This window comes from Natronorubrum sp. A-ect3 (assembly GCF_041821125.1).
Classification (GTDB): domain Archaea; phylum Halobacteriota; class Halobacteria; order Halobacteriales; family Natrialbaceae; genus Natronorubrum; species Natronorubrum bangense.
This window is the reverse complement of record NZ_JBGUBB010000011.1, coordinates 36,631-60,081: the sequence shown is the minus strand read 5'-3', so window position 1 is coordinate 60,081 and position 23,451 is coordinate 36,631. Positions and strand designations below refer to the sequence as shown.

Here is a 23,451-nt window from a genome sequence, read left to right as displayed (position 1 = left end):
CAAGTGTAACGCCAACAACTATTGCTCCGATTTTCTTTTGTTCGGTCCGAGTCAGGGTCAGTCCCTTCACAGAGATACATTCGCGTTCTGACTGGTTAACTGTTCCCTGCTCTGGGGGGACAATAGCTTGATTGACATCCTCCTCCGCGTAAACGCGGAGGAATCCCAAGCGGTGGGAGTTTCAGGTTCGCAACCATGACTCCGCCACTTTGCGGGAGTCCGCATCTAACCCAGCCGTCGTGACGGTGGCTGCCTGGCCATGCCAAGTGGCCGTTACTCCTATCTTCGGCGTCGTCGACGTTCGTGGTTGTTTTTGCCCGGCGAACGCTGAGTCAGCGTCAACAGACTCGGAGGTATCATGGGCTTGTTGAAACAAGAGGCACGCGACCGCACTCTTCTGGAATGCGGTGTTCACCGCCTGCCTTTCGGATACTGCCTCGTTACATGGGCGGACAGACCGTCGTCCGAGAGACTGTGTCTCTCGTGATCACGAAAATCTCCGATTTTCGAACGACCTCCGAAGGTCGTTCGGAATCCGCTTCGTTCCGACCTAACCTTACCGATGTATAGCGATTCATGTAACTTGAACGTTAGGATTGAAAACTCGGCTATGTTCTTGACGGTGGAACGTGGCACTCAGTGACGGCGCGTATCCACGGCCTGAAGGCCGTGGTATTGCGCCTGTTCAGCGTATAAGTTGATACAGGGTAAGCAGATCTATTACGCGACTAATTCAGGCCGTTAGACACATCCACTGTACTATCGGCGGTGAACCCCAAACGAGTATTCACAAATTACCGAAGGTCACAGCTGTCGGATCGGTTCGTTCGGTCGGTCTTCCGACCCCCACACACCGATGGCACCTGCAATTACCCACTTCCTCGTCGGCGCATCGATTCTGCTGTTGGTCGCAACACCTGTTGCACTCCGATATCGCCTATCTCCGTGGATACCGCTGTGGCTTGTTTCACTCGGTGGGCTCTGGGGGCTGGGACCCGACATCCACCACATCGCGCCCGTCTACGAGACTGAGTTGCGGGCGTTCCACGACTCAGCCTGGGCCGACCTCTTCGCGTTCCACTACACGCTTGATCGCCCAGCCGTCCGGGCAGAGTACAACGCGAGTGTCTTCGGGTCGATCGTGCTGTTTTTCGGCTCCGTGATGGCATTCACAATGGCCGCGGAGTTGCGCACCCGAACGCGTTTTGCAGAGACAACTGCCCTGCACTTTGTCGCGCTGAGCATCGCACTGTTCCCTCTCTTGTTACTTATTGCCACTATGGGTGGCTGGTTTAGCCCTCTGTGAATTAGTGTTTGATCAGCAAGGTGAGTGCCTCGAGGCGTGACACTGAAGCGGCCCAGACCGGAGGATAGCGGATTCTCGTGCAGGCGCTGTATCATTGGCCCCTCGAAAGTTGCGTCATGACGAGCATTTATGTCGACATCGATGGACACTATCTCAACGTCCGACCCTCCGCTTACATTACCCATACCACCAATGAGTTCCGAATTTCCACACCTGTTTGACCCTGCGTACATCGGCCCCATCGAACTCCGAAACCGACTCGTCATGGCACCAATGGGGACGAATTACGCCACCGCCACCGGAGAAGTCACTGACCAACTTCTCGACTACTATGCCGAACGCGCGGCCGGCGGAACCGGGCTTGTCACCGTTGGCACCGCGGCAGTCGAGCACCCGCGAGGACGCGCGATCGTCAACCAGCTATCGATAGCCGACAACAGCCTCATCCCGGGGCTCTCGAAGCTTGCTCGGCGTATCCAACAGCACGGAGCGAAGGCATTTGTGCAACTCCATCACGCCGGCGGCGGCACCACAGTGAAGAAAACCAACGGAGTCCGACCGGTAGTGAGTTCGAGAGCCGAGAACGCGTACAACGCCCGGGACCCACGAGTCTTGGAAACCGAAGACGTCGAATCGGTGGTGGAGTGTTTCGTAGATGCCGCGAAACGCGCACAGAAGGCAGGGTTCGACGGCGTGGAACTACACGGCTCACACGGCTATCTCATCCAGGAGTTCATGTCTCCACGAAACAACCAACGGGACGACCGATACGGAGGCAACTTCGATTCCCGCATGCGGTTTCCGACAGAGATCGTCGAGGGTATCCGAGAAGCGATAGACGACGACCTCGCGTTGTCGTTCCGGTTGAGCGCCACGGAGTTCGTCGACGGCGGCTACGGGCTCGAGGAGGCCACGCAGATGGCCGAAGTGCTCGCCGCAGCCGGCGTTGACGTCCTTGACGTCACAGTTGGCGCCTACGGCGCACCGACCCAGACCCTCGAGCCGATGGGGTATGAGGAGGCCTGGCGCTCACACTACGCCGCAGCGATCGGTGACGCCGTCGACATCCCCACTATCACCGTCGGCGTCGTCCGCCAGCCGGAGACGGCCGAAGCGGTGCTCGCCGAGGGTGACGCCGACTTCGTCGCCCTCGGCCGCGGTCACATCGCGGACCCCCACTTCGCGCGCAAGGCCCGGGAAGGACGTGTAGAAGAGATTAACCGGTGTATCGGCTGTAACATCGGCTGTATCGGCGAGGGGATCTTCGCAGACAGGGAGATGGGCTGTACAGTCAACCCAACGGTGGGCCGCGAACGGGAGTTCGCCACCCTCGAGCCCGCACCGGAGCGCCAGCGAGTGCTCGTCGTCGGCGCAGGCCCGGCTGGGATCCAGTCAGCCATCCGAAGCGCCGACCGGGGACACGACGTCACGCTGTACGACGCAGCCGAGGAGGTGGGCGGCCAGCTCCACCTCGCGGCCGCGCCGCCGCGAAAAGGGAAAAACGGGTGGTACCTCGAGTATCTCGAGACCCAGCTCGATCGCCACCCGGTTGAGGTCCGTCTGGGAGAGCGCGTCGACCGATCGACGGTCGAGGCGGTCGACCCTGACGCCGTCGTCGTGGCGACCGGTGCCAAACCCCGCAGGATCGACATACCAGGGGCCGACGCGGATCACGTCGTCCAGTCGTGGGACGTCATCGACGGATCGGTGCCGGTCGGTGACGAATCGGTCGTCGTCATCGGTGGGGGCGATGTGGGTTGTGACACCGCCGGCTTCCTGGCCGAACAGGGCTGTGAGGTCACTGTGGTTGAGCAGACAGACCGGATCGCGCCGGACAAAGAACGGATCAGTCGCATCGACGTGCTGCAGGCCCTCGAGTCGAACGACCGCGTCGCGCTCGTTACTGGTGAGACGGTGACGGCTATTGAGGAGGATGCTGTGACTACCGCCGACACCGACGGCGGGGAAACGATACACGAGGCCGACCGAGTGGTGCTTGCAGTGGGACACGAGCCAAACGACGACCTCGTCGACGACCTCGATGCGTACCCTGCGTCGATCTACGTCGTCGGCGACGCCCGGGAGTCTCGAGACGTCTATCGTGCGACCCTCGACGGCACCGAGGCCGGTATCTCGATTGGCGATCCGTATCGGACCTTCAGCCCGCAGCTGTGAGCTGCCCCCAGACCGTAGCCAGCGACTCCTATCGACGGCTCTTGGTCGCCGAGTGCAATCCCTGGTAACGTGTGTGCAGTCGCCCCCATCACTCGTGCAAGCGCCCTCGTTTCGGTCGACCAAGAACCACGTGGCCGAATCTCAATCGACAGGGTCTGATCGGCTGTTTCGCGTCGGAGTGGCCTACGGTTTTATCGCGTTGAAAATCGGGTCGCCATACTATGACTGACGGCAGCATACGTATCGATCCATGTCGTATCCGATCCGTGTTGCAGATGTCATGAGCACGCCGGTGGTCACAGCTGCGCCAGATGAGACCGTTTCCGACGCCGCAGGGACCTTCCTCGAGGAGGGAATCAGCTCGGTTGTGATCGTCGAGGACGACGAGGCCGCCGGCATCGTCACCGGAACGGATCTCATTCGGGCGCTCGACCAAAACGAGTCACCGCGTGAGAAGCCGTTAGAAGCCATCATGTCTACGCCGGTCGCCACGACTGACCCGGACGCCGAACTCAAGGATGCCCTCGAGACCATGCACGACCACGGAGTAGCGCGGCTGGTCGTCGTCGAGGACAGCCGTCTCGTCGGCTTGGTGAGCACCGACGACGTGATCCGGTACGCTCCACAGGTCTTCCACCGAGGCGCACTCGCCGGCGAGTCCGAGCCAACGGCCCAGTACCACGCCAGACAGGAGACCGAGTACGAACTCTCCGACTGGGAGTTCGAGTGCTCGACGGTCTCTCGCGACCAGCTGAGCGTGGGCGACCGAGTGGAGTTCTCGAAGACCATCTCCGAGACAGACGTGCGGTCGTTCGCGACGGCATCGGGCGACACCAACCGTCTCCACCTCGACGAGAGCTACGCTCGCGAGACGCGTTTCGGCCAGCGGATCGCCCACGGAACGCTCGTGAGCGGGCTCATCAGCGCCGCCCTCGCCAGACTCCCGGGGTTGACGATCTACGTCTCACAGGATCTGGCGTTCCTGGGACCAATCGGCCTGGGAGAGCGCGTCACAGCGGTCTGTGAGATCGTCGGCGAAATCAGCGACCGGAAGTTCGAACTGACGACTGACGTCCTCAACGCGGACGGCGAGCGAGTTATCGAGGGAGAGGCAACGGTGCTAGTCGACGACCTGCCCGAGACGGCGGCCATTGAGATCGAAGCGGTCGCCTAGCGAGACTGGGACGGTCGCCGAGAGATGGCGAACACACCAAGCGTGCTGTGACATAGGCGAATACAACGCTGAACGTCGTCGGGGGATCACTAGGGCACTTGTTCAAATCAGCTTCTCCTGCGCTGATTCCGCCGCTTCCGCATGAGTGAGGGCGTGGTGACCGGGTCCAAATTGGTTTGGACGATGGCGCAAGCGGTGACGGTGATCGAGTTGAATTCAGAATAGTTGGTGGTCGAGACGGTCGGCGCTGGCTCCGACGGGGCAAAATTTTCTATCGCAATCGGTCCTGACTATGCATCCGACTGACACGGCTGCGAGCGGCCGGAACCAATCTCGGACGAGAGGATCCACTGACTGGGAAGGGTGACAGCCAGGTTATTCTGGGCCCCGAGCTGCCCCTCGTTTGCTCGAGGACAGTAGCCGCCGTGGGGGCATCGCCGACCAGTTGGTCAGCGTGCTGCAAACTGGTTTTCAGTAGCTCAAGAAAAATAATCGGGCATCACTCCACGACGAGCCTGAAACCAGGACTGTTTCTCCACGAGGAAAGAATACTGTTTGGTTCGATTATCAAATCTATTCGACATGTGTACCAGAGCGAATTTTGTTAGCTTTCATGAAATTGTTTCTGCATGGTTAGTTCGAATTGCAGTAATCAGCAAAAGTTGTATCAGGTCGAGTCGACATGAAGCGAAATCGGCCGACGAAGACGTTCGCGGTAGTGCTCTCAATTCTTCTCGTCACTTCACTCGGTATGCCGATTGTCGCGGGCGAGAGAGCTACCGGAGCGACGACGGAACGGATTGACGAATCGATCGAGAATGGTCTCGTCAAGGGGCCTCAGGAAACAGACGTGGAGCCATCGTCCAACGTGACGGTCGACGAGAACATCACCAAAGCCAATGGGACGACGCAAGTGCTCGTGTCCGTTGAAGCGGTCGACATTCCGTTGCTTGAGGACCGAACGGATGTCATCGACGAACTCAAGTCAAACGCAGAGGCGAGTCAGGAACCGCTCGTCGAGTACGCGGCCGAGACTGACGGGCTCGAGGTCCACAACCAGTTCTGGATCACGAACACTGTGGTACTGGAGGTCGACCATGAGAAGGTCGACCTCGAGGCGGTCGCTTCCCAAGATGGGGTCGAGCGAATAGAAAAGAACCACGCGGTCCAAGCACCGGACCCGATCGAGAGCGACGACAGCGAGGCCATCTACGGACTCGAGCAGATCAGTGCACCGGATGTCTGGGAGACCTACGAGACGATGGGCGACGGCGCGAAAGTTGCCGTCCTCGATACAGGCGTCGACTCCACGCACCCGGATATCGAGATTAGCGACGACCACTGGGCTGAGTTCGACGACGACGGTGGCATCGTCGACTCCGATCCTCACGACGACCACTACCATGGGACACACGTCAGTGGCACGGTCACCGGCGGCGATGCCTCAGGAGAGTATATCGGCGTCGCGCCGAACACTACTCTAATGCACGGTGCCGTGATCCCGGGTGGTTCCGGGAGTACGGCACAGGTCATCGCCGGAATCGAATGGGCAGTTGAGGAGGACGCTGACGTCGTGACGATGAGCCTCGGACTTGAGGAGTATATCGCCGACTTCATTGAGGCCCACCGGAACGCGAAAGCGGCTGGAACGACCGTCGTCGCCTCAACCGGCAACGACGGTGACGGGACGTCGAGTTCGCCCGGTAACACTTACGACGAGATTCCGGTCGGTGCCACGAACGAGGACAAAGCAGTCGCAAGTTTCTCGGGTGGCGAGGAGATCGATACATCGCTCGCATGGGGTTCGGATGCCCCCGAAGACTGGCCGGAGTCGTACGTCGTCCCGGCTGTCGCTGCACCCGGTGTCGACATCAAAAGCGCCGTTCCGGACGGCGAGTACGACGTACTGTCGGGGACCTCGATGGCAGCACCGCACGTCGCTGGCACAACCGCGCTCATGATTGCCGCTGCTAACAAGACACCCTCATCTGCGGACGTTCAAGCGGCGCTCGAGTCGACGGCCTGGAAGCCGGCAGACGAACCTGATGAACCAGATACTCGGTATGGCCACGGCATCGTCGACGCGAGGGCCGCGACCGATCGCGTTGCGGCCGAACAGGGCGTCACTGGAACAGTGACTGACACCGCCGGAGAACCGATCGAGGGAGCGACTGTCTCACTCGAGACCGGCTTCGAGACCAAAACAAACAAGCACGGCGAGTATAGCGTCGCCGGCACTGAAGACGTAATGAACGTCACCGTCGAGCGTTTCGGGTACGAGAGCGAGGCCACATCGGTGAACGTCACCAGTGAGTTCGCCACCCAGAATTTCACGCTCGAGGAACACGTCGACGTGAGGCCAGTCGAGATTCCACACGGTGCGATCGTGGACGGAAACACGACGTTCGAACTCGAGGTCGCCCACGCGGAGACACTCACTGTCGAGATCAACGGTGACTTCGATCATAGCAGGGCCACCCTATACGTCGAGGGCAAAGAAATCGACAGCGGCGATCCCACCGAAATAGACGACCTAAGCGACGATATCGCCGTCGACCTGTGGATCGCTGACGGCGAATCCGGTAACTTCTCACTCGAGTTCGTCTTCGGCGGCCTTGGCGAGACGGCAACGTACGAGACGAGCGGACTCGAAATCTTCGAAAATACCTACGATATCGGAGTCGTAGATACGCCCGGAAACGAGTACGGCTTCGCACTCGCAGCGGAACTTGACGACCTCTTGCCGCTCAGATACGATGTCTCGTTCGTTTCAACTGAGAACGTTATAGACCAGGTCGACGACTACGATACATTCGTCGTCCAAAAGTTCGGCGAAGGTCATGATTACGAACTTGCTGCAGAGTTCTTCGAGGCGACCGACGACCCCAGCACCGGCGTCGTCTATCTCGACCAGCTCGACGAGGCCGCCGAGTGGGCCGATAGCCTCCACGAAGTGTCGCAGGCAACCGGGACACCTACCCGGGTCGACGAGAAGTGGGCCCACGATATCGACGAGTGGGACTTCAGTATGGGAGTCTACCACCTCCGAGATGACCACCCGATCTTCAACGGCGTCGGAGAGGAAGGTGATACCGTTGAACTGTATGACGGCGTCGGGTCGGGCGAACACGCTTGGTTCGAGGGATTCAACGGACAGGTGCTCGCGGACGTCGGCTGGGAGGGAGACGACCCCCGCGGGCAGGCCCTTGCTGTCGACAGTCTCCGGGACAACGTCTACGCTGCCTCGATGGGACGAACACTGATGTTCGGCGACATCTACGGCTACAGCGATGACGCCGATCAAATTCTGGCGAACAGCATCGAGTACGTCAGCGGCGGCGCACCGATGTCGATCAAAGAGGAACAGCCGGATCGCGTCTCACCGGACGAACCGATAACCGCCGAATTCAATGTCGAAAATCTCGACAACATTGCTGTCGACGTCGATGAAAAGCACACGACGGTCGATGCGGAAAATCTGACGCTGTATATCGACGGTAGTATCAACGCCTTCGGCGAGTACCGCGGCTACGACGAGTCGAAAACCGGTACTGTCACTGTCGAGGTCGTGCCTGACGAGCCAGTACACGGCACGGTTGCACTCGAACACGAACTGGTCGCCGCTGACGGCGATCGCCAGTCGGGTAACACTGGTCCAACTTCAATGTACGAGACGCCACTTGAGGTTCCCCACGACGTCGAGACAATTCAGGAAGGGATCGACCTCGCGGTGGGTGACGACGAGGTCATCGTTGACAACGGCACCTACGAAGAGCAACTCAAGATACGTGATGGTGGCATGGACGGACTCACGGTTCGTGCAGCAGCGAACGCCTCGCCGACGCTCGTCCTGCCGGACAAGCCCGAGAAACGGTGGATATACAACCTCCGGATCGATGATCAGGAGCCGGTCGTCTACGTTCGCCGAACCGATGACGTGACGATTTCCGGCTTCGAAATCGACGCCGACAGAGAAGCGGGAGCGATCGCTACGCAAGCAGACCACACGACGTTTTCCAACCTGAGTGTAGCGAACGCCTCCACGGCGATCTGGTCAGAGTTCGTCGCCGAGCACACCACAATCGAAAACAACACGATTACCGACAGCGACAGAGGGGTTTTCGCTCATTGGTTGTCAGATGAGACTCATATTGAGAACAACAACATCTCGGCCGTCGAAACGGGGATCGAGACAGACCACGTGATCGATGACGTCGACGTGCTTGACAATAAGGTGAGAAACGCCACGACCGGCTATCTGATAGACGGTGGAGGTGGCCTCACTGACGGCAACCTCGCAGAGGACGTCAACAGAGGTCTCTGGCTGTCTACTTCCGGCAGCGTGGCGTCGCTCGACGACAACGTTGTCAGGAACGCAGAGACTGGAATCCGCGATGCATCGGTGAACATGCCCGAGACCGTGACTGGCAACGAGATCCAGGCAGAGACCGGCGTTGACGACACGGGATGGTCGGGACCACCCGGCTACCACTTCAACGACTTCGCAGGATCTAACCTGGCGGTCGATGCGTCCCAGCAGATCGACGCGCAATTGAACTACGTCGGCGAACGGACCAGCGACGACCTTATTCTCACCGACAGCGTTGACTACGCGCCGTACTTGACCGACACACCGGCGAACGTGAGCGGCTGGGAGACGTCCGAGATCGGTCTTGATCTCCACCTCGAAGCGGGCGAAACCTACGCTGTCGGCATTCCCGGTCCGACGGAGCAGACCATTTCGGAGATCATCGACGACGATGCGAATGGCGTCGTCTACGGCTTCGACGCTGAGAACCAAACTTGGAAGCGTCTCGATCACGACGACGCTGTCAGCGCACTTGAGGCGCTGGTTGTGGTCGCCGAGACCGACGTCCGACTCACCCTTGAGTTCCGGAGCGGCGACTCGCCGCCGGGTCCCGGCCAAATCGAACTCGAGGAGGGATGGAACCTCATCGCACCGCCACAGTACGGCGACGCTAACTCGGTGTTCGAGGACGGGACGTTCGTTCCCGAGTTGCTGCAGTCGCCGTTTGCGAACTCCGGCGGCCAACTCGGGCCGACGGGCGACACCGACGAACTGTACAGCTTCGACGACAGTGACGCGCCGCACGTCAGTCCGTTCGAGGGCTACTTTGTCTTCGCCTCCGAAGCGGGGCTCCAGCCGGCCCACCTTCCGGCCGATTCCAACGTCGAAACGCTGTACGAGTCGCTCGGCCTCTCCGTGCCCGTCGATACGGAGACGACCGAGACGACCGTCGAAACAGTCCTCACCGCCAACGCCAGCGAAGAACGGATACACGATGCACTCGTCGAGATCGTCGCCGACGATCTGCGGGCAGCGCTCGCGACCACCGAGGAGAACACGACCACGAACGCGTCCCTCGAGACCGTCCACATCGCCGCGGCGGACGTCGTCAAGGGCAGTCCCAAGGAGCACCGCGAGGAAGTCTCCAACGCTGCCGAGACGGCACTCGAGGTCGTCATCGGAACCGAGTTCGGAACGAACGTCGCCTCGTACGTGGATCGAACCGGTGCAAGCGCCCACAACGACTCTGAAACCGAGGTGCAGGCGTCTGGATGAAAGACAGCGTGGCCATACGGACTCGAACGGCCTCCCGCAGCCGAACGAGCGCCGTCGTTGCGATCGTGAGCCTGCTCGTCCTGTGTGGCGCTTGCCTCCCCGTCGTCACGGCCAGCGGACCACCGCCAGCTCCGGTTTCGGTTCATGGTGAGGTCCAGATCGGCTCCGAGCCGGCACCCGAAGAGACAGAGATCATCGCCGTCGTCGACGGTGACGAACGCGGCTCGATCGTCGTCAGTGACGACGGAAGCTACGGCGGGCCGTCGATTACGGACAACAAACTCGTCGTCTCCGGTGACGAGGACGACAAGGGTGAGACGATCACCTTCCTCATCGACGGAGAACTGGCAGACCAGACGATCGCGTGGGAGTCCGGCAAGCATACGACGGTCAATCTCACTGTCAACGCCGCACCAGCCGACCAGGGTGGTGGAATCAGTGGCGAGCCACCATCCAGTGGCGAGCCGGGAGACGAGAGCCTCGACGGTAACGGCACGGAAGACGCGGTCGATCGGCCTAATAACGGTTCGGAAGACTCGATTATCGATGACGACGAGAGTCCGCAGGAGTCGCCTCCCGATGACAACGAGAGTCTGGAAGGATCCACCACCGATGACGACGAGCAAAGAAGTGACAGTGACGAAGGGGTTCCTGGTTTCACAATCGTTGGGACGCTCGTCGCCTTGGCGATCACGACTGGGCTGTACTGCCGTGTCGGTTCAATATGGTAACAACTGAATCGATTTACACACTGGTCGCACAGCCATCGTGCAATCGGGTGTGCACTGACGGTCAGTGGCTACTATAGAAGACTGCTCTGGGTGCATGAAGCGCCTCGAGGCCAAGTGGCTCGAGACACTGACTGCGTCTCGTCACTGAGCGGAATCTCCGATTTCCGAACGACACCCAGTACTCGCTCAAGAAAGAAACAGCAGTTACGCAGCCCCCGCGGTGGGATTATTGACGTCACTCTCACCACCAAGGCGGTGTTGGATTCGAGCGAGCACGAGGTCTGCTCCGATGGCGAGCAAGGCACCAGGAATCGCTCCTGCGAGCACTTGTGGCATGTTGTACAGCTGAATGCCACCGACGACCCAGAGCCCAAGTCCGCCACCACCGATGAAGAAGGCAAGGTAGGCAGTCCCGACGTTGAGAACGATGCTCGTTCGGATTCCTGCAAAGATCACGGGCAATGCGAGCGGAACCTGAATCTTGCGAAGGACTTCCCAATCGGTCATCCCCATCCCGCGTGCGGCTTCGACGGTGTCGTCACTGACGTTCTCGATCCCGCTGATCGTGTTCGTGATGATTGGGAGTATCGCATATGCCCAGAGCCCGATCACAGAGGGCCAGAAGCCAATCCCAATGAGCGGGAACACAAGTGCGATGATCGCGAGTGTCGGAATCGTCTGGGCGACGTTGCCGACGCCGAGGACGACTCGCCGCGCTCGAGCGTTGCGAACAGCGAGTATCGAGGCAGGGATTGCGACGGCGATCGCTGCCAGTTCGGAGACGAGCACAAGCGCGAGATGTTGCTGGAGCAGCATCAGGAACTCATCAAAGTTGTCGACAAGGTACTCGAACCCAGCAATGATCTCACTCATTGTTGCACGCCTCTGTTACTCTGTCGCAGGTCTTCGTCAGACACCGTCCCAACCACTCGATCGTCATCGACGACTGGCAGACGGCCATGGTCGCTTTCGACCAATCTCGAGAGCGCCGAGAGCGCAGTATCCGTTGGGGCAAGCGGTGTCACGGACTCCCCACCATCGCTCTGTACCATTTCAGCGGCACTGTTCGCTCCACTGGTGGTTGCAAATCCGTCGGTCGTCGGGCTCATCACGTCTTTGACGTTCGTTACTTTGAGCTTCTTCAGTGGTCGATCGGATCCAATGAAGTCCTCGACAAATGCTGTCTTCGGATCGTTCAAGATCGCCTGGGGTGTATCATACTGGACGATTTCGCCAACGTCAAAGATCGCGATTTGATCTCCCATCTTCAGCGCTTCGTCGATGCTATGTGTGACAAACAGGATGGTCGTATCCAGTTTCGACTGAACGTCGAGGAACTCGTTTTGCAGGTTTTCACGCGTGATTGGGTCAAGTGCGCCGAATGGCTCGTCCATCAGGATGACGTCCGGGTCCGACGCGAACGCACGAGCGACGCCGACACGCTGTCGCTGTCCACCCGAAAGCTCCGTCGGGTACTGCTCACGATAGGTTTCCGGTGGCAGATCCATCAACTCGAGCAATTCGTCCACACGGGCGTCGATATCCGCTTCGTCCCAGTCGTTGAGCCGTGGAACGGTCGCGATATTATCAGCAACCGTCATGTGATCGAACAGCCCGATCTCCTGGATCACGTAGCCAGTCTCTCGTCGGAGTTCGATCGGGTCGAACTCGGAGATTGGATCCCCGTCGCGGTAGACGGTCCCTTCGGTTGGGTCCTCGAGTCGGTTGACGAGTTTCATTGTCGTCGTCTTCCCACAGCCGGAGGGGCCGACGAGAACGGTCGTCGTCCCTCTCTCGACCGTAAAGGAGATCTCTTCAATCGCGACGGTACCGTCTTCGTACTGTTTCGTGACGTTTTCGAATGTGATCATGCTCTCACCCGCTGAATGAGCCGTGTAAGCCGGGACGGCTCGATCTGTTCACCGTTTTTGAGTCGAAACACCTGTTCACTGACTTTGAATGCGTAGTCGAATGCGAGTGCGAGCACCGACAGAATGATCGTCGCAACAACGATCATCGGAACGTTCGCACGCGCGATCCCGTCGAAGATGAAGGTCCCGAGCCCACCAGCGCCGATGAACGCGCCGATGGCTGCGATTCCGATGAGGATCACGACCGAGTTACGCACTCCAGCCATGATCACTGGCAACGCCTTTGGAATCTGGACCTGCCGAAGGAGCTGTACCCGCGTCATACCCATCGCTCTGCCGGCCTCGAGTGCCGCCGGATCGATGTCGGTCAGTCCCACGTACGTGTTGCGGATGACCGGCAGTTGCGAGTACAGGACGAGTGCGACGATGACCGGTTCCGCACCGATCCCGACGAACGGGATCAGAAGGCCGAACATTGCGATGCTCGGGATGGTCATCATCACCCCCGCGAGCCAGATGACAACCGTTGCAAGCCGTTCATCGAATGTAATGAGAATCCCGAGTCCAACGCCGATCGGCACGGCGAGCGCGATCGAAATCGTGATGATTTCTATGTGCTCGAGCGTCGCCACGATGAGCTGTGAGAGATTCTCGAGAATAAACTCCCAGTAGGAAGCGAGGTAACCCGGTACGACTGGTGTCGGCGAGGTCATGATTAAATGAGGCCTTCGTCTTCGAGGAACTCGGATGCAACGTTCTGGGGGTTGCGATCCTCATTTGCGACCTCGTTGTTCATTTCACGGATAGTGTCGGTGTCCAGCAACGGTGTGAGTTCGTTGAGGACGTCTTCAATTTCGGGACTTTCTTCGAGTAACTCTTCGCGGACGAGTGGGACAGCGTTGTATGCCGGGAAGAAATCCTCGTCGTCCTCGAAAACGTGAAGGTCGAACTGGAGGATCCGTGGATCGGTATTAAAGCCCATCCCGATGTCTGCTTCTCCCTCCCCGACAACCTGATAGACGACCTCATCGTCGACAGTGCTTGTGTTATCAGCGAGGTCGTCGACGGCGTCGTCGTCGAAGTCGTAGTGTTCGACGAGCCCCGACCAGCCGTCGTCTCGCTCGCTGAACTCTGCGTTCATCACCTGGTCGAGGTCAGTGTTGCCATCGTTGACGTGTGCTGCGAGTTCGCTCAACGAATCGACCCCAGTCTCCTCGTGCCAATCCGGGTTCGCCGTCAACACATAGGTGTTGTCGAGTGGCGCATACTCGAGTACGGTAACCCCGTGTTCCGCTTCGAACTCCTGTTTCACTTCTGTGTGAATCTCATCGGGGTCAGCGATTGGGTCGTCGTGTTGCGGTGGGAGTGTCAACCACGCGGTACCGGTGTACTCCCAGTAGAGGTCAATCTCCTCGCTGCGAAGTGCTTCGAAGTTCTGAGTGGTCCCACCGAGACCCGTCTCGTCGCTAATCTCGAGGTCAGTGTTCTCCGAGAGCGTCTCGTAAGCGAGGGATCCGAGTACTCGCTGTTCAGAGAACTGCTTCGAACCCACTTTCACACCGCTTCCACCACCGATTGTTCCCATACACCCTGCCAGACTCGAGAGGCCCACCGCCCCCGCCGCGGCCCCCGTCGTCCGCAATAGGTTCCGTCTCGAAGTGTGCCAAGTCATTACATACGTTGAAAGGGACGAAATACCATTAACGATTGGCACCAACCACTCGGGGGTTTTATAACGGTTGTTCACCGGGCACTGAACGGGTAGACAACGACCGGACACGAGGCATTGAGGAGGACCCGCTGAATCGTGCTGCCGAAGACGGCCTTTCCCGCCGGGCTCCGTTTGCGACTGTACAAGTAGATACGGTCTGCGTCCTCTCGTTCGGCCGTGGCGACGACCTCTCCTGCGGGTTCGTCGCCGCCATTATGACCTTGAACCTGTACGTCGATTCCTGCATCCTCGAGGACGTCGGTCGTAACCGAAACACCTCGTTTTCGTGTCGCAAGTTCGTCGAGGGTCAATGGTTCGTCAACCGGATAATCGAGGTTCGACCGTGTCGTCTCCGCTTCGCCGTCTTCGAACAGGTGCATGACGATGGCTTTCGTCTTCGTCCCTGCTTCGGTCTCGGCTGCGGCGGCAGCGAGGTCTCTCGCCCAGCCTGTGTGACTGGTCACTGGCAGGAGGATTGTATCCATATCAGTATCTCTGGGCTAGCCAGCGATAGTATCACGGGGGAACATCTCCAAGGGTTTTTGTTAGCGGTGTCTGAGAACGGCTGACAGAGAAAGCGGGCCGAGTGCGTGAGTGTGTCGAGAAGAAGGCAGTCGGGCAAGATATGGAAGGGATTGTAACTCGTCGCTGTACTCATTGTCCACCACCCGGAAACTTAGCACCCCGACATTGTCTATAGTAACAACTGAAACGATGTACACACGCATCGCACAGCAGTCGTGCGATACGGTGTGCAGTGACGTTCAGTGGCTACTATAGTGATCAATACTCTGTGGTAGCTCCTGAGCGATCCTTGGGGCCTCCTGGGCTAGCTCCAGAGCTGTACGATATCCCAGAAAGGCATCTTCCAGACGGAGGTTCCAGCTTCCAGTTTCGAGCTGATTCACCCTCTCGATCGCCGACTGTAACTGCAAATCACCGCATTCCGCCGCGTGGACTGCCGCTGCGGAAAACAATTTCACCAGAGGATCGGCCATCGCGTCATCCGGGACCGACTCGAGGGCGTCAGTCGCGTTTCGTTTCATATCGTCAATCTCCTCGATATCGGCGAACGACGCCGTTGTATCGTAACCGGCCGCAAAGTCGGGACCGACGTCGGTTGCCACCGTCGCTAGCACCAGATCCCGAAGCCGTGTCACGGCCACCGATGCAGGATACTCATCACCGTAATCCGCAGGGGAACCGCTGAACAGCCCATTAGAGGCGAGTGTGCGTGACTTTCCTGCGACACCGATGGTTTTGTAGCGCCATCGGATGTACTTGGGATCGAAGTCGTGGGTGACAGACGCCATTCGATCGGCGACCCTTTCCTCGAGGTCTCGGCTGAGAGCTTGCAGGCTGGCTTCCCGAGAGTCACCGTCGCCGCCGTCAGACAGGGAGACTGCCAAGTCACGGTACGCAGTTGCCCGCTCGACTGCTCCCATTCTTTTCGAGGTGCGCTGACGCTCTGTACCGGTGAGCGCGCCTGTTGCCGAGCGAAGCGCAAGTTCTGCGCCGTGGTGTGAGACCATGAGGTGTGTCTCGGGCCCGATATCGTACGCGAGCGTCGTGTCATCAACGCGTTGGTGAATATCCGCCGTTTCGGCTTCGACATCTGCTTCAGTCAAATCGCCGGTTTCCAAGCGGGTCCAACTGAGTATGCGTGCTGTGGCACCTCGTGCTGCAGAAAGGTCGTACGCTGCTTCGATCGAAAATGCTGCCTCGGCGGCGCGCTCGCGAAGATCAAGAGCGTACGCGAGGTGATCGTCATCCTCTGAAAGTCCGTGTTCTCGTGCACGTCGAACGAGATCGTCAAGTCGTCTTCGCGAGTCCGCCAGATACGCATCCGGGATGATGAGTGGCTCTGGCCCTTCTGGAAGCGGCCGTTCCTGAATATCACGAAGCGTTTGGAGATCTGAATACCGAAAAATTCTGCGTCGCTGAGTATAGCCAGCGATCCCACTTCCGAGACCGATAACCGACCCGGTCACGAGAAGGCGGCGTCTACTGGAGGGCATTACTTGTGATTGGAAATCATATTGTATAAACAACACGACTGAACGATGTCGTTTGATTGTGCTCTGGCTTTGTCTCTCAAAATGTGTTTTAGCTGTAGCAATCACTCAGGAGAAATATACGTAGATCGCCTCGTGTTTGCCAGCTATCCGTCGCTCGCCGCAAGATTGAGATACGTCACGAGAAACTCGATAACGCGGCGCTCGGCCTTCCGTAAGTGATTCGACGCCGTCGTTTTCGTGATCCCGATCTCGTCTGCGACCTCCTCGAGCGTTGTCTCTCGAGGGATCTCGTAGTAGCCCTGCTCGTAGGCGACGTTGAGGATCTCACGCTGGCGTGGGGGAAACGACGAGAGCAGTTCTTGCCAGCCCGCAGCACTCGGGAGCACCTGACGGCTGAAGTCCCGTGAGATCCGTTCAACCTGAACAGTGCCGAAATCCCTGAGCAGTTCGACAGCCTTCGAGAGCTCGTCACGATCGGAGAGGAGAAGATCGAAACATTCCCTCCCATCTTTGAGTGTAGTTGGGCCGATCGGGAGGTAGCCTTCATACAACAACGTCTGCAACGGGGTGAACTCGGTCAGCTGACCGCGGATAAACAGCGTCGCAGCCATCCGATCCCCGGGTGCGGGTGAGTACCGCTCGACCACCTCGACCGATTCGGTCATCGCATGGTCGCGGATCACCTCGAGTGAGGCCTCGAGGTCGTCCGTTTCAAGGGCCATGATGCCGATGTATTCCCGGTTGCGGAACGTCGAGGCTAAAAACTCCCCAAAGACGTCGTACTTTGCGAGTTCGTCAGTCCAATCGCCCTCGTATCGGACGCTTAGTTCCGCAGTCAGCATACTGCTAACAACTCATAGGGGATATAAATAGAATACTGAAATATGATTGATATTCTATCGGGTGTCGAACAGAACGAGTCACGGTAATTGCCCGACTCGAGTGTGTCAACGAGGTATAGGATAGACGTGCTAGAACTATCGATTAATCTATGTATGTGGTCAGCAAGTCGACGTCAGCGAACGCGAACAGCTGTCGACGTTTCTCGAAGCGATCCGTTTCGGAGAGTGATCGTTCTCGCCCACCGCGAGCGCGAGTGGGTCCCCATTCGAACACGCCACAGTTCGTCTCGAGGCAGACTCGTGCCAGACAGGTCTCGGAAAACCGCTCGTCGAGGTCGGGAATCGTCTCGAGGTCGGCCGTGCGGGCCGAGTCGGTAACAGCTGTACGCTCACAGGCATCGGACATTGGAACGAAAAAGTGGTTGACGAGTCGGTTGGCCGAGCGATCCGGCTTAGTCGTCGGCGGCGATCTGGTCTTCGAAGGACTGCTTTGCGACGTCAAGGTCGTAGAAGTCGGCGGCGGTGCCGCCGAGAATCTTGGCCTTTTGTTCTTCGGTCGCGCCGATACAGTCGACTTTGGTGAGCGCCACGGGGATGTTTGAGGAGTGTTCGGCGGCCATCATGATTCGGTCAGCGCCGACAGCCTCGAGAGCGCGCTTGAGGTACATGTTCAACACGAGCGTGGTGTCGAGGTAGATGTTGTCGTACCGTTCGGCCATGAAGATGGCTTCCTGTGCGAGCGTGTACGCTCCGCCCATGTGAGCGAAAACAATGTCGAGTTCGGGGTAGTCCTCGGCGACGGGCATGTACATCCCGGGGACCGAGAACGGCATGCCGTGTGGGCCGGTGTGGACCATCACTGGAACATCGTTTTCGACACAGGCGTCGAAGACGTCGTAGGCGATGTCCGTGGTTGGGTCGACACCCCACGCGAGCGTGTGGAGTTTGACGTACTTGAAATCGAGTTCCTGCACACAGCGAGTGATTTCCTCGTGGACGAACTCCGTCCCGAGGTGGGGGTTGACCGCTGCTGTCCCGAAGATGCGGCCCTCGTGTTCCTGACTCGCCTCGTAGATCTGGTCGTGCGTTTCGGCGACTGACTTGTCGTTGTCGCCACCCAGTGGCTGAAGGATCGTCGCATCGACGCCGTTCTCGTCCATCGCCTCGATGACCGAGTCGACGGTTTCGTTCCACTCGAACGTGCGATCTTTCTCTTCGTTCTCGTTACCGATATGATGGTGTGCGTTGACGACCGGTGTGTCCGTCATTACACCTCCTGCTTTGGGTGTGCTACCCATCAGCGTTCACTGAGACTCGTCGCAGGGTTCAAGTGGGGGTTCGGATCTGTCACAATCCGAGCAGGCGGGCTGGCGTCTCCGTTAGACACCGACGGACCGCTCTCTCGGCTGCACCCGCCTTGGTAACGTCCGTGGCGAACGCCGCCAGACCCGGAACCGCCGGGTTACCGACTTGGCCGTAATCAGTCGCCAGGACACAGTGGTCCGAGCCGAGTCGCTCTATGGCCTCCGCGACCCGGTCGACAGTGTGTTCGGGTGTGCTCTCGACGGCGTAAGCACAGTACTCCATGACCGCTCCGCGTTCGGCCAGAGCGGCTTGCTCGTCGAGCGAGAGGTCAGTCACTCGGAAGAACGGATGGTTGATCAGGCAGGTCGCCCCGTGCTCAGCACAGGCGTCGACGACCACGTCGATCTCGGCCGGCGAGACGTGTCCCGTCGCGAGGACCGCACCGTACTCGGCAACGAGGTCGACGATCCGCCGGGCGTCCGCCGTCAGTTCCTCTCCGTCCGTCACCTCAAGATCTTCCACCTCAGTCGGCACGCGCTGGCCCACGAACACGTCTTCGCCGGCCGCCCGCGCTCGAGCCGCGTGGTTCCGTGCCCACGTCGTCGGCAGCCAGACGATTTTCGCCCCGAGCTCGAGGGCCGTCTCAACAGCCTCGGGATTGAGCCCGCCGACGCTCCCGTTGAGCGTGATTCCACCGTAGAGGATCTCCTTGCCGAGCGCGCTGTTGACCGCATCGACGCGCCCGACCGTCGGCACGACATGGCTTTTGACCACGACAGCATCCATCCCGGCCTCGAGGGCGTCCCGAGCGAGCGCCGGATCGTCCTGGGCACGGTCGACCATCGCCGGTGCCGTGTGGACGTGGACGTCGACTGCACCCTCGAGCCAGTCACCCGTCATTCGATCACCTCCGCGAGCAGCACCAGTGGATGGACCGTCTCACACTCGAGATCGGCCAGTTGCTGGCTACACGATGCACCCGTCGTTGCTACGACATCTGGTTCAAGCACGTCGATCTTCGTGTTTAGATCTTCGCCGAGTGACCGCGAGAGGTCGTAGTGTTCGCTCTCGTAGCCAAAGGCGCCAGCCATGCCACAGCAGGTCGCATCGACGACGTCGACGTCGTAGCCCGCCCGCTCGAGCAAGGCGACTGGCGCACGATCGAACCCTTTGGCCGTCGAATGACAGTGTGTGTGGACGGCGACGTGGTCGGTTCCCTCGGGTGATGTGAGTTCGACGAGGTCGTCGCCGACTTCCTCGAGCAAAAAGGCTGAGACGCTCGTAGCGGCGTTCGGGACGCCAGCGGCGTTCTCGAGTATGTCGTCGTACTCCCGTAACGCGCTGACACAGGAGGGTTCGCCGGAGAGAACCGGGACGTCCTTTTGCGTGTCGTCAGCGAGTATTTTCGCGTTGTCTGCGGCGTCCTCACGGGCGTGATCAACCATTCCCTGGGAAAGCGCTGGTCGCCCACAGCAGGATACGTCAGGAACGGAGACGGCATAGCCACAGCCCTCGAGCACCTGTACCGCTGCCCGTCCGACCGCCGGATGATTGTAGGCCATATAACAGTCGGGAAAGAGCACAACGCGTCCGCGCTCGCCCGCATCGGGATGGGGATCGTGACCGTCGACCCACTCGAGGAACGACTCCGAGGCGAACGTTGGCAACTCTCGGCGTTGATCGATACCGACGACGCGCTCGAGGACGGCCCGACCCGCACCGATGGAAGCCAACCGGTTCGAAATGGGGGCGAGTGCGCTCCCGAGTCGGTTGAGCGCGCGGACGTTCGCGAACAGCCTCGAGCGAAGCGGAATCCCGTCCTGCTGGTGTTTCTGATGTTTCAGTTCGGTCTTGAGCTTCGCCATGTCGACACCGGTCGGGCACTCGGTCTCACAGGCCTTGCAGGCGAGACACAGGTCGAGGACGTCTTCTGTAAACCAGTCGCTCGTGATGGCATCCTCGTCAAGACGGCCATCGATAGCGGCTCGGAGCGCGTTCGCCCGGCCACGGGTGCTCGTCACCTCCGTTTCTTCCGCTCGATAGGACGGACACATCACACCGCTATCGGTCGTTCGGCACTTCGAACAGCCGTTACATTGTTCGATGAGCGAGCCAAGGCCACCCTCGTCGTCGAAATCGAGTGCCGTCTCGATCGCATCAGGGTCGTAGCCGCCAAATCGAAGTCCATCCGCAACGCCAGCCAGTCGCCCCTCCGAGTCGGGAACGACTTTTGCCGGATTGAAGACGTCGTCTGGATCCGCCGCACGCTTTAGCTCACAGAACGCCGCGTACAGCGTCTCGCCGTACATCGCCTCGAGATACGCAGACCGGAGACGACCATCACCATGTTCACCGCTGACACAGCCACCGAGATCGAGGACGACGTCGTGGACCGCCTCACTGACCGCCTGCAGCCGCTTGCGGTCTCGTTCAGTCTTGAGGTTCAGAAACGGCTTGACATGCAAGACGCCCTGTCCTGCGTGGCCGAACACGCTCGCGTCCAGTTCGTACTCGATGAGGATCTCACGGACCCGCTTGAGGTACGCCGGGAGCTGCTCGGGAGGAACGGCGGCGTCCTCGATGAACGACGGGGCTTGCTCGTCGCCGGGTCGACGATTGAGAAGCGGATTTGACGCCTTTCGGATCTTCCAGAGCGTCTCCTGTTTCTCCGCGGAGAGCGCGCGTTCGACGCCGAGAGTAGCCTCCGTCTCAGCACCCTCGAGAGCCGTCTCGAGGGCGTCTTCGATCCCAACCGCATCGCCTTCGACCTCAAGGAGCAACGCCGCCCCCGCGTCGGCTGGGACAAGGTCGAATCCCCACGCGTCTCGAGCGTAGCCAAGGACGTCAGCATCGACGAGTTCGACCGCACTTGGATCGGCCTCGAGGGTCGATTCGACGGCAGCGGCTGCCTCGATCACGTCCTCGTAAAAGACCAGCGCTGCAGCCTGCTGCTCGGGCAGTTCAGTCAACTCGAGGGTGACCTCGGTGATGACACCGAGTGTCCCCTCACTGCCGACGATCAGCTTCGAGAGATCGAGCCACGAGCCGTCGGGAGCAACGCTTTCGTCGAGATCGTAGCCGCTCGAGTTGCGCTCGACATCGGGATAGCGCTCGTCGATCTCTTCGGCGTGGTCGCGTCCGATCGAGCGCAGTGTTCGGGCGAGTTCACCGAGTCGGTTCTCTCGTCCACAAACTGTCTCAAGACGATCGCCCTTGAGATGTTCGAAGCTCGCGACCGTCCCGTCTGCAAGGACACACTCGACCGATCGGACGTTGTCACGGGTCGTTCCGTGGCGAACCGAGTGTGCGCCTGCAGCATCGTTTGCGACCATCCCCCCGATCGTGCAGGTGCTCGAGGTGCTCGGGTCCGGTGGAAAGTAGAGCCCGTCGTCGGCTACGCGGTCGTTCAACTGGTCGAGAACCACGCCCGGCTGGACCGTCACCGTCTCGGCTTCGGAGTCAACCGAGACGATCTCGTCCAGATACCGTTCACAGTCGAGGACGATCCCCTCGCCGACAGCGTTACCGGTCAGACTGCTTCCCGCCCCCCGTGGCGTGATGCTCACACCGTGTTCACGGGCGTATTCGACGACCGTGCGAACGTCCTCTTGTCCCGCAGGAAAGACGACCCCGGCGGGTTTCACTTCGTAGATACTCGCGTCGGTCGCATACAGCGTCCGCGTCGGCTCGCCGAAATCGACCTCTCCCTCGAGCACGTCTTCAAGAGGGATTGGTACCCGCGGGTCATTCGTTGTGACACCCATTACCATCTGCTTGGAACTCCCACCGGTTAACCCTCGAGTCGTACAGATGGAACCCTTTTTATTTCAGTTGAAGGTTAATATCGAGACATGTCCGACCGAACGCTCATTCCCGGTCGGGACCAAGCGAAGGTATGGATCTCCCAGCGCGACAGCCGAGACGAAAGCTTCTGCGTGGTGAGCTGCCATGAGTGATCGTATCGCAGCCTGTCAGTTCGAGCCAGTTATTGGCGATATCGATGCGAACCTCGAGTCGATACGCGCTCTGGGTAGTGATCTTCGGACGGACGTCGCATTTGCCGTCTTTCCCGAACTCTGTGTCACCGGCTACGACCTCGAGACCGTTGCCGACCTCGCAACGTCTGTCCCAGGCCCAATTACCAACTCACTCGCCGAGATCGCAGGGAGTATCCAGTGTCTGCTCGCCGTTGGTCTCCCCGAACGGGACGGCGATGATCTATTCAATACGACAGTCGTCGTCTCCGGGGATGGTGTCGAAGCAGCATACAGAAAACAGTATCCCTGGGGTGCAGAGGCCGAGGTATTCAGCTCGGGTGAGGAGCCAACGACTGTTGAGACACCTGTTGGAACCGTCGGTCTCTGTTGTTGTTACGATCTCAATTTTCCGGAAGTCGGGCTCGAGTACGCCCAGCTTGGTTGTGACATCCTCGCCGTGAACGCCGCGTGGCGAACCTCGTATCTCCCCGACTGGCGACTCCTTTCACGTGCCCGTGCTCGAGACGGTCCGTTCTACGTCGTTGCCTCGAATCACACCGGAGATCAACACGGGCGCAACCATGCCGGACACAGTCTCGTTGCCGGACCAGATGGACGGATTCGTTCAGAGGGGGATACGAAAAACGGTGTTGTCAGCGCACCTGTTACCGTGAGCGACCTCGAGCAAGCACACGAGCAAAACCCTGTCCGAGCGACGCGGTCATCCGATCAGGACTGATCCGTTTGGCCCTAATTT

17 protein-coding genes are annotated in these 23,451 nt (G+C 59.5%); 6 read left to right on the top strand and 11 right to left on the bottom strand.

From position 1 onward, the window contains the following. Window positions 1-856: 856 nt before the first annotated feature. The 5 genes from ACERJA_RS19030 (at window position 857) to ACERJA_RS19010 (ending at window position 10,970) form a co-directional block, all read left to right on the top strand. The gene (locus ACERJA_RS19030; protein ID WP_373609792.1) at window positions 857-1,306 is read left to right on the top strand and encodes a hypothetical protein; all 450 of its coding nucleotides are present in this window, start codon (window positions 857-859) and stop codon (window positions 1,304-1,306) included. A 192-nt stretch (window positions 1,307-1,498) separates the two neighbouring features. After that, complete coding sequence (locus ACERJA_RS19025) at window positions 1,499-3,481, top strand: FAD-dependent oxidoreductase (protein WP_373609791.1); 1,983 nt, start codon at window positions 1,499-1,501, stop codon at window positions 3,479-3,481. 280 nt (window positions 3,482-3,761) lie between these two features. Further along, on the top strand, window positions 3,762-4,655 hold the full coding sequence (locus ACERJA_RS19020) for a CBS domain-containing protein (RefSeq protein ID WP_373609790.1): 894 nt from the start codon (window positions 3,762-3,764) through the stop codon (window positions 4,653-4,655). Window positions 4,656-5,337: 682 nt separating this feature from the next. After that, window positions 5,338-10,239, top strand: a complete 4,902-nt coding sequence (locus tag ACERJA_RS19015) for a S8 family serine peptidase (RefSeq protein ID WP_373609789.1) — start codon at window positions 5,338-5,340, stop codon at window positions 10,237-10,239. Beyond that, complete coding sequence (locus ACERJA_RS19010; protein ID WP_373609788.1) at window positions 10,236-10,970, top strand: hypothetical protein; 735 nt, start codon at window positions 10,236-10,238, stop codon at window positions 10,968-10,970. The genes ACERJA_RS19015 and ACERJA_RS19010 overlap by 4 nt, the downstream gene beginning before the upstream one ends. 204 nt (window positions 10,971-11,174) lie before the next feature. On the opposite strand, the gene ACERJA_RS19005 is transcribed toward ACERJA_RS19010, so the two are convergent. From ACERJA_RS19005 to ACERJA_RS18955, 11 genes are all read right to left on the bottom strand, one after another. Continuing rightward, window positions 11,175-11,843, bottom strand: coding sequence for an ABC transporter permease (locus ACERJA_RS19005; protein WP_006066917.1), 669 nt, complete (start codon window positions 11,841-11,843; stop codon window positions 11,175-11,177). Further along, window positions 11,840-12,841 carry an ABC transporter ATP-binding protein gene (locus tag ACERJA_RS19000; protein ID WP_373609787.1) on the bottom strand — a complete coding sequence of 334 codons (1,002 nt, stop codon included), beginning with the start codon at window positions 12,839-12,841 and terminating at the stop codon, window positions 11,840-11,842. Before ACERJA_RS19000 ends, ACERJA_RS19005 begins: the two co-directional genes overlap by 4 nt. Then, entirely contained in the window at window positions 12,838-13,554 is a 717-nt protein-coding gene (locus ACERJA_RS18995; protein ID WP_373609786.1) for an ABC transporter permease, read from the bottom strand. Before ACERJA_RS18995 ends, ACERJA_RS19000 begins: the two co-directional genes overlap by 4 nt. A 2-nt stretch (window positions 13,555-13,556) precedes the next feature. Further along, a complete protein-coding gene (locus tag ACERJA_RS18990; RefSeq protein WP_373609785.1) occupies window positions 13,557-14,513 on the bottom strand; it encodes a glycine betaine ABC transporter substrate-binding protein in 957 nt (318 codons plus the stop codon). A gap of 71 nt (window positions 14,514-14,584) precedes the next feature. Continuing rightward, complete coding sequence (locus ACERJA_RS18985) at window positions 14,585-15,037, bottom strand: universal stress protein (protein ID WP_373609784.1); 453 nt, start codon at window positions 15,035-15,037, stop codon at window positions 14,585-14,587. Between the two features lie 279 nt (window positions 15,038-15,316). Then, window positions 15,317-16,570 (bottom strand): hypothetical protein, encoded by a 1,254-nt coding sequence (locus ACERJA_RS18980; protein WP_373609783.1) that lies wholly within the window; start codon window positions 16,568-16,570, stop codon window positions 15,317-15,319. Window positions 16,571-16,713: 143 nt separating this feature from the next. Continuing rightward, window positions 16,714-17,412 (bottom strand): helix-turn-helix domain-containing protein, encoded by a 699-nt coding sequence (locus tag ACERJA_RS18975; RefSeq protein WP_373609782.1) that lies wholly within the window; start codon window positions 17,410-17,412, stop codon window positions 16,714-16,716. Window positions 17,413-17,554: 142 nt separating this feature from the next. Continuing rightward, a complete protein-coding gene (locus ACERJA_RS18970; RefSeq protein ID WP_373609781.1) occupies window positions 17,555-17,818 on the bottom strand; it encodes a hypothetical protein in 264 nt (87 codons plus the stop codon). A 46-nt stretch (window positions 17,819-17,864) separates the two neighbouring features. After that, window positions 17,865-18,680 carry an amidohydrolase family protein gene (locus ACERJA_RS18965; RefSeq protein WP_373609780.1) on the bottom strand — a complete coding sequence of 272 codons (816 nt, stop codon included), beginning with the start codon at window positions 18,678-18,680 and terminating at the stop codon, window positions 17,865-17,867. A 79-nt stretch (window positions 18,681-18,759) separates the two neighbouring features. Next, window positions 18,760-19,617 carry a DUF6282 family protein gene (locus ACERJA_RS18960; protein WP_373609779.1) on the bottom strand — a complete coding sequence of 286 codons (858 nt, stop codon included), beginning with the start codon at window positions 19,615-19,617 and terminating at the stop codon, window positions 18,760-18,762. Further along, entirely contained in the window at window positions 19,614-22,481 is a 2,868-nt protein-coding gene (locus tag ACERJA_RS18955; protein ID WP_373609778.1) for an FAD-binding and (Fe-S)-binding domain-containing protein, read from the bottom strand. The genes ACERJA_RS18960 and ACERJA_RS18955 overlap by 4 nt, the downstream gene beginning before the upstream one ends. Before the next feature lie 184 nt (window positions 22,482-22,665). Between ACERJA_RS18955 and ACERJA_RS18950 the strand changes: the two genes are divergently transcribed. After that, window positions 22,666-23,433: a carbon-nitrogen hydrolase family protein gene (locus ACERJA_RS18950; protein ID WP_373609777.1), complete on the top strand. Its 768-nt coding sequence runs from the start codon at window positions 22,666-22,668 to the stop codon at window positions 23,431-23,433. The last annotated feature ends 18 nt before the right edge of the window (window positions 23,434-23,451 follow it).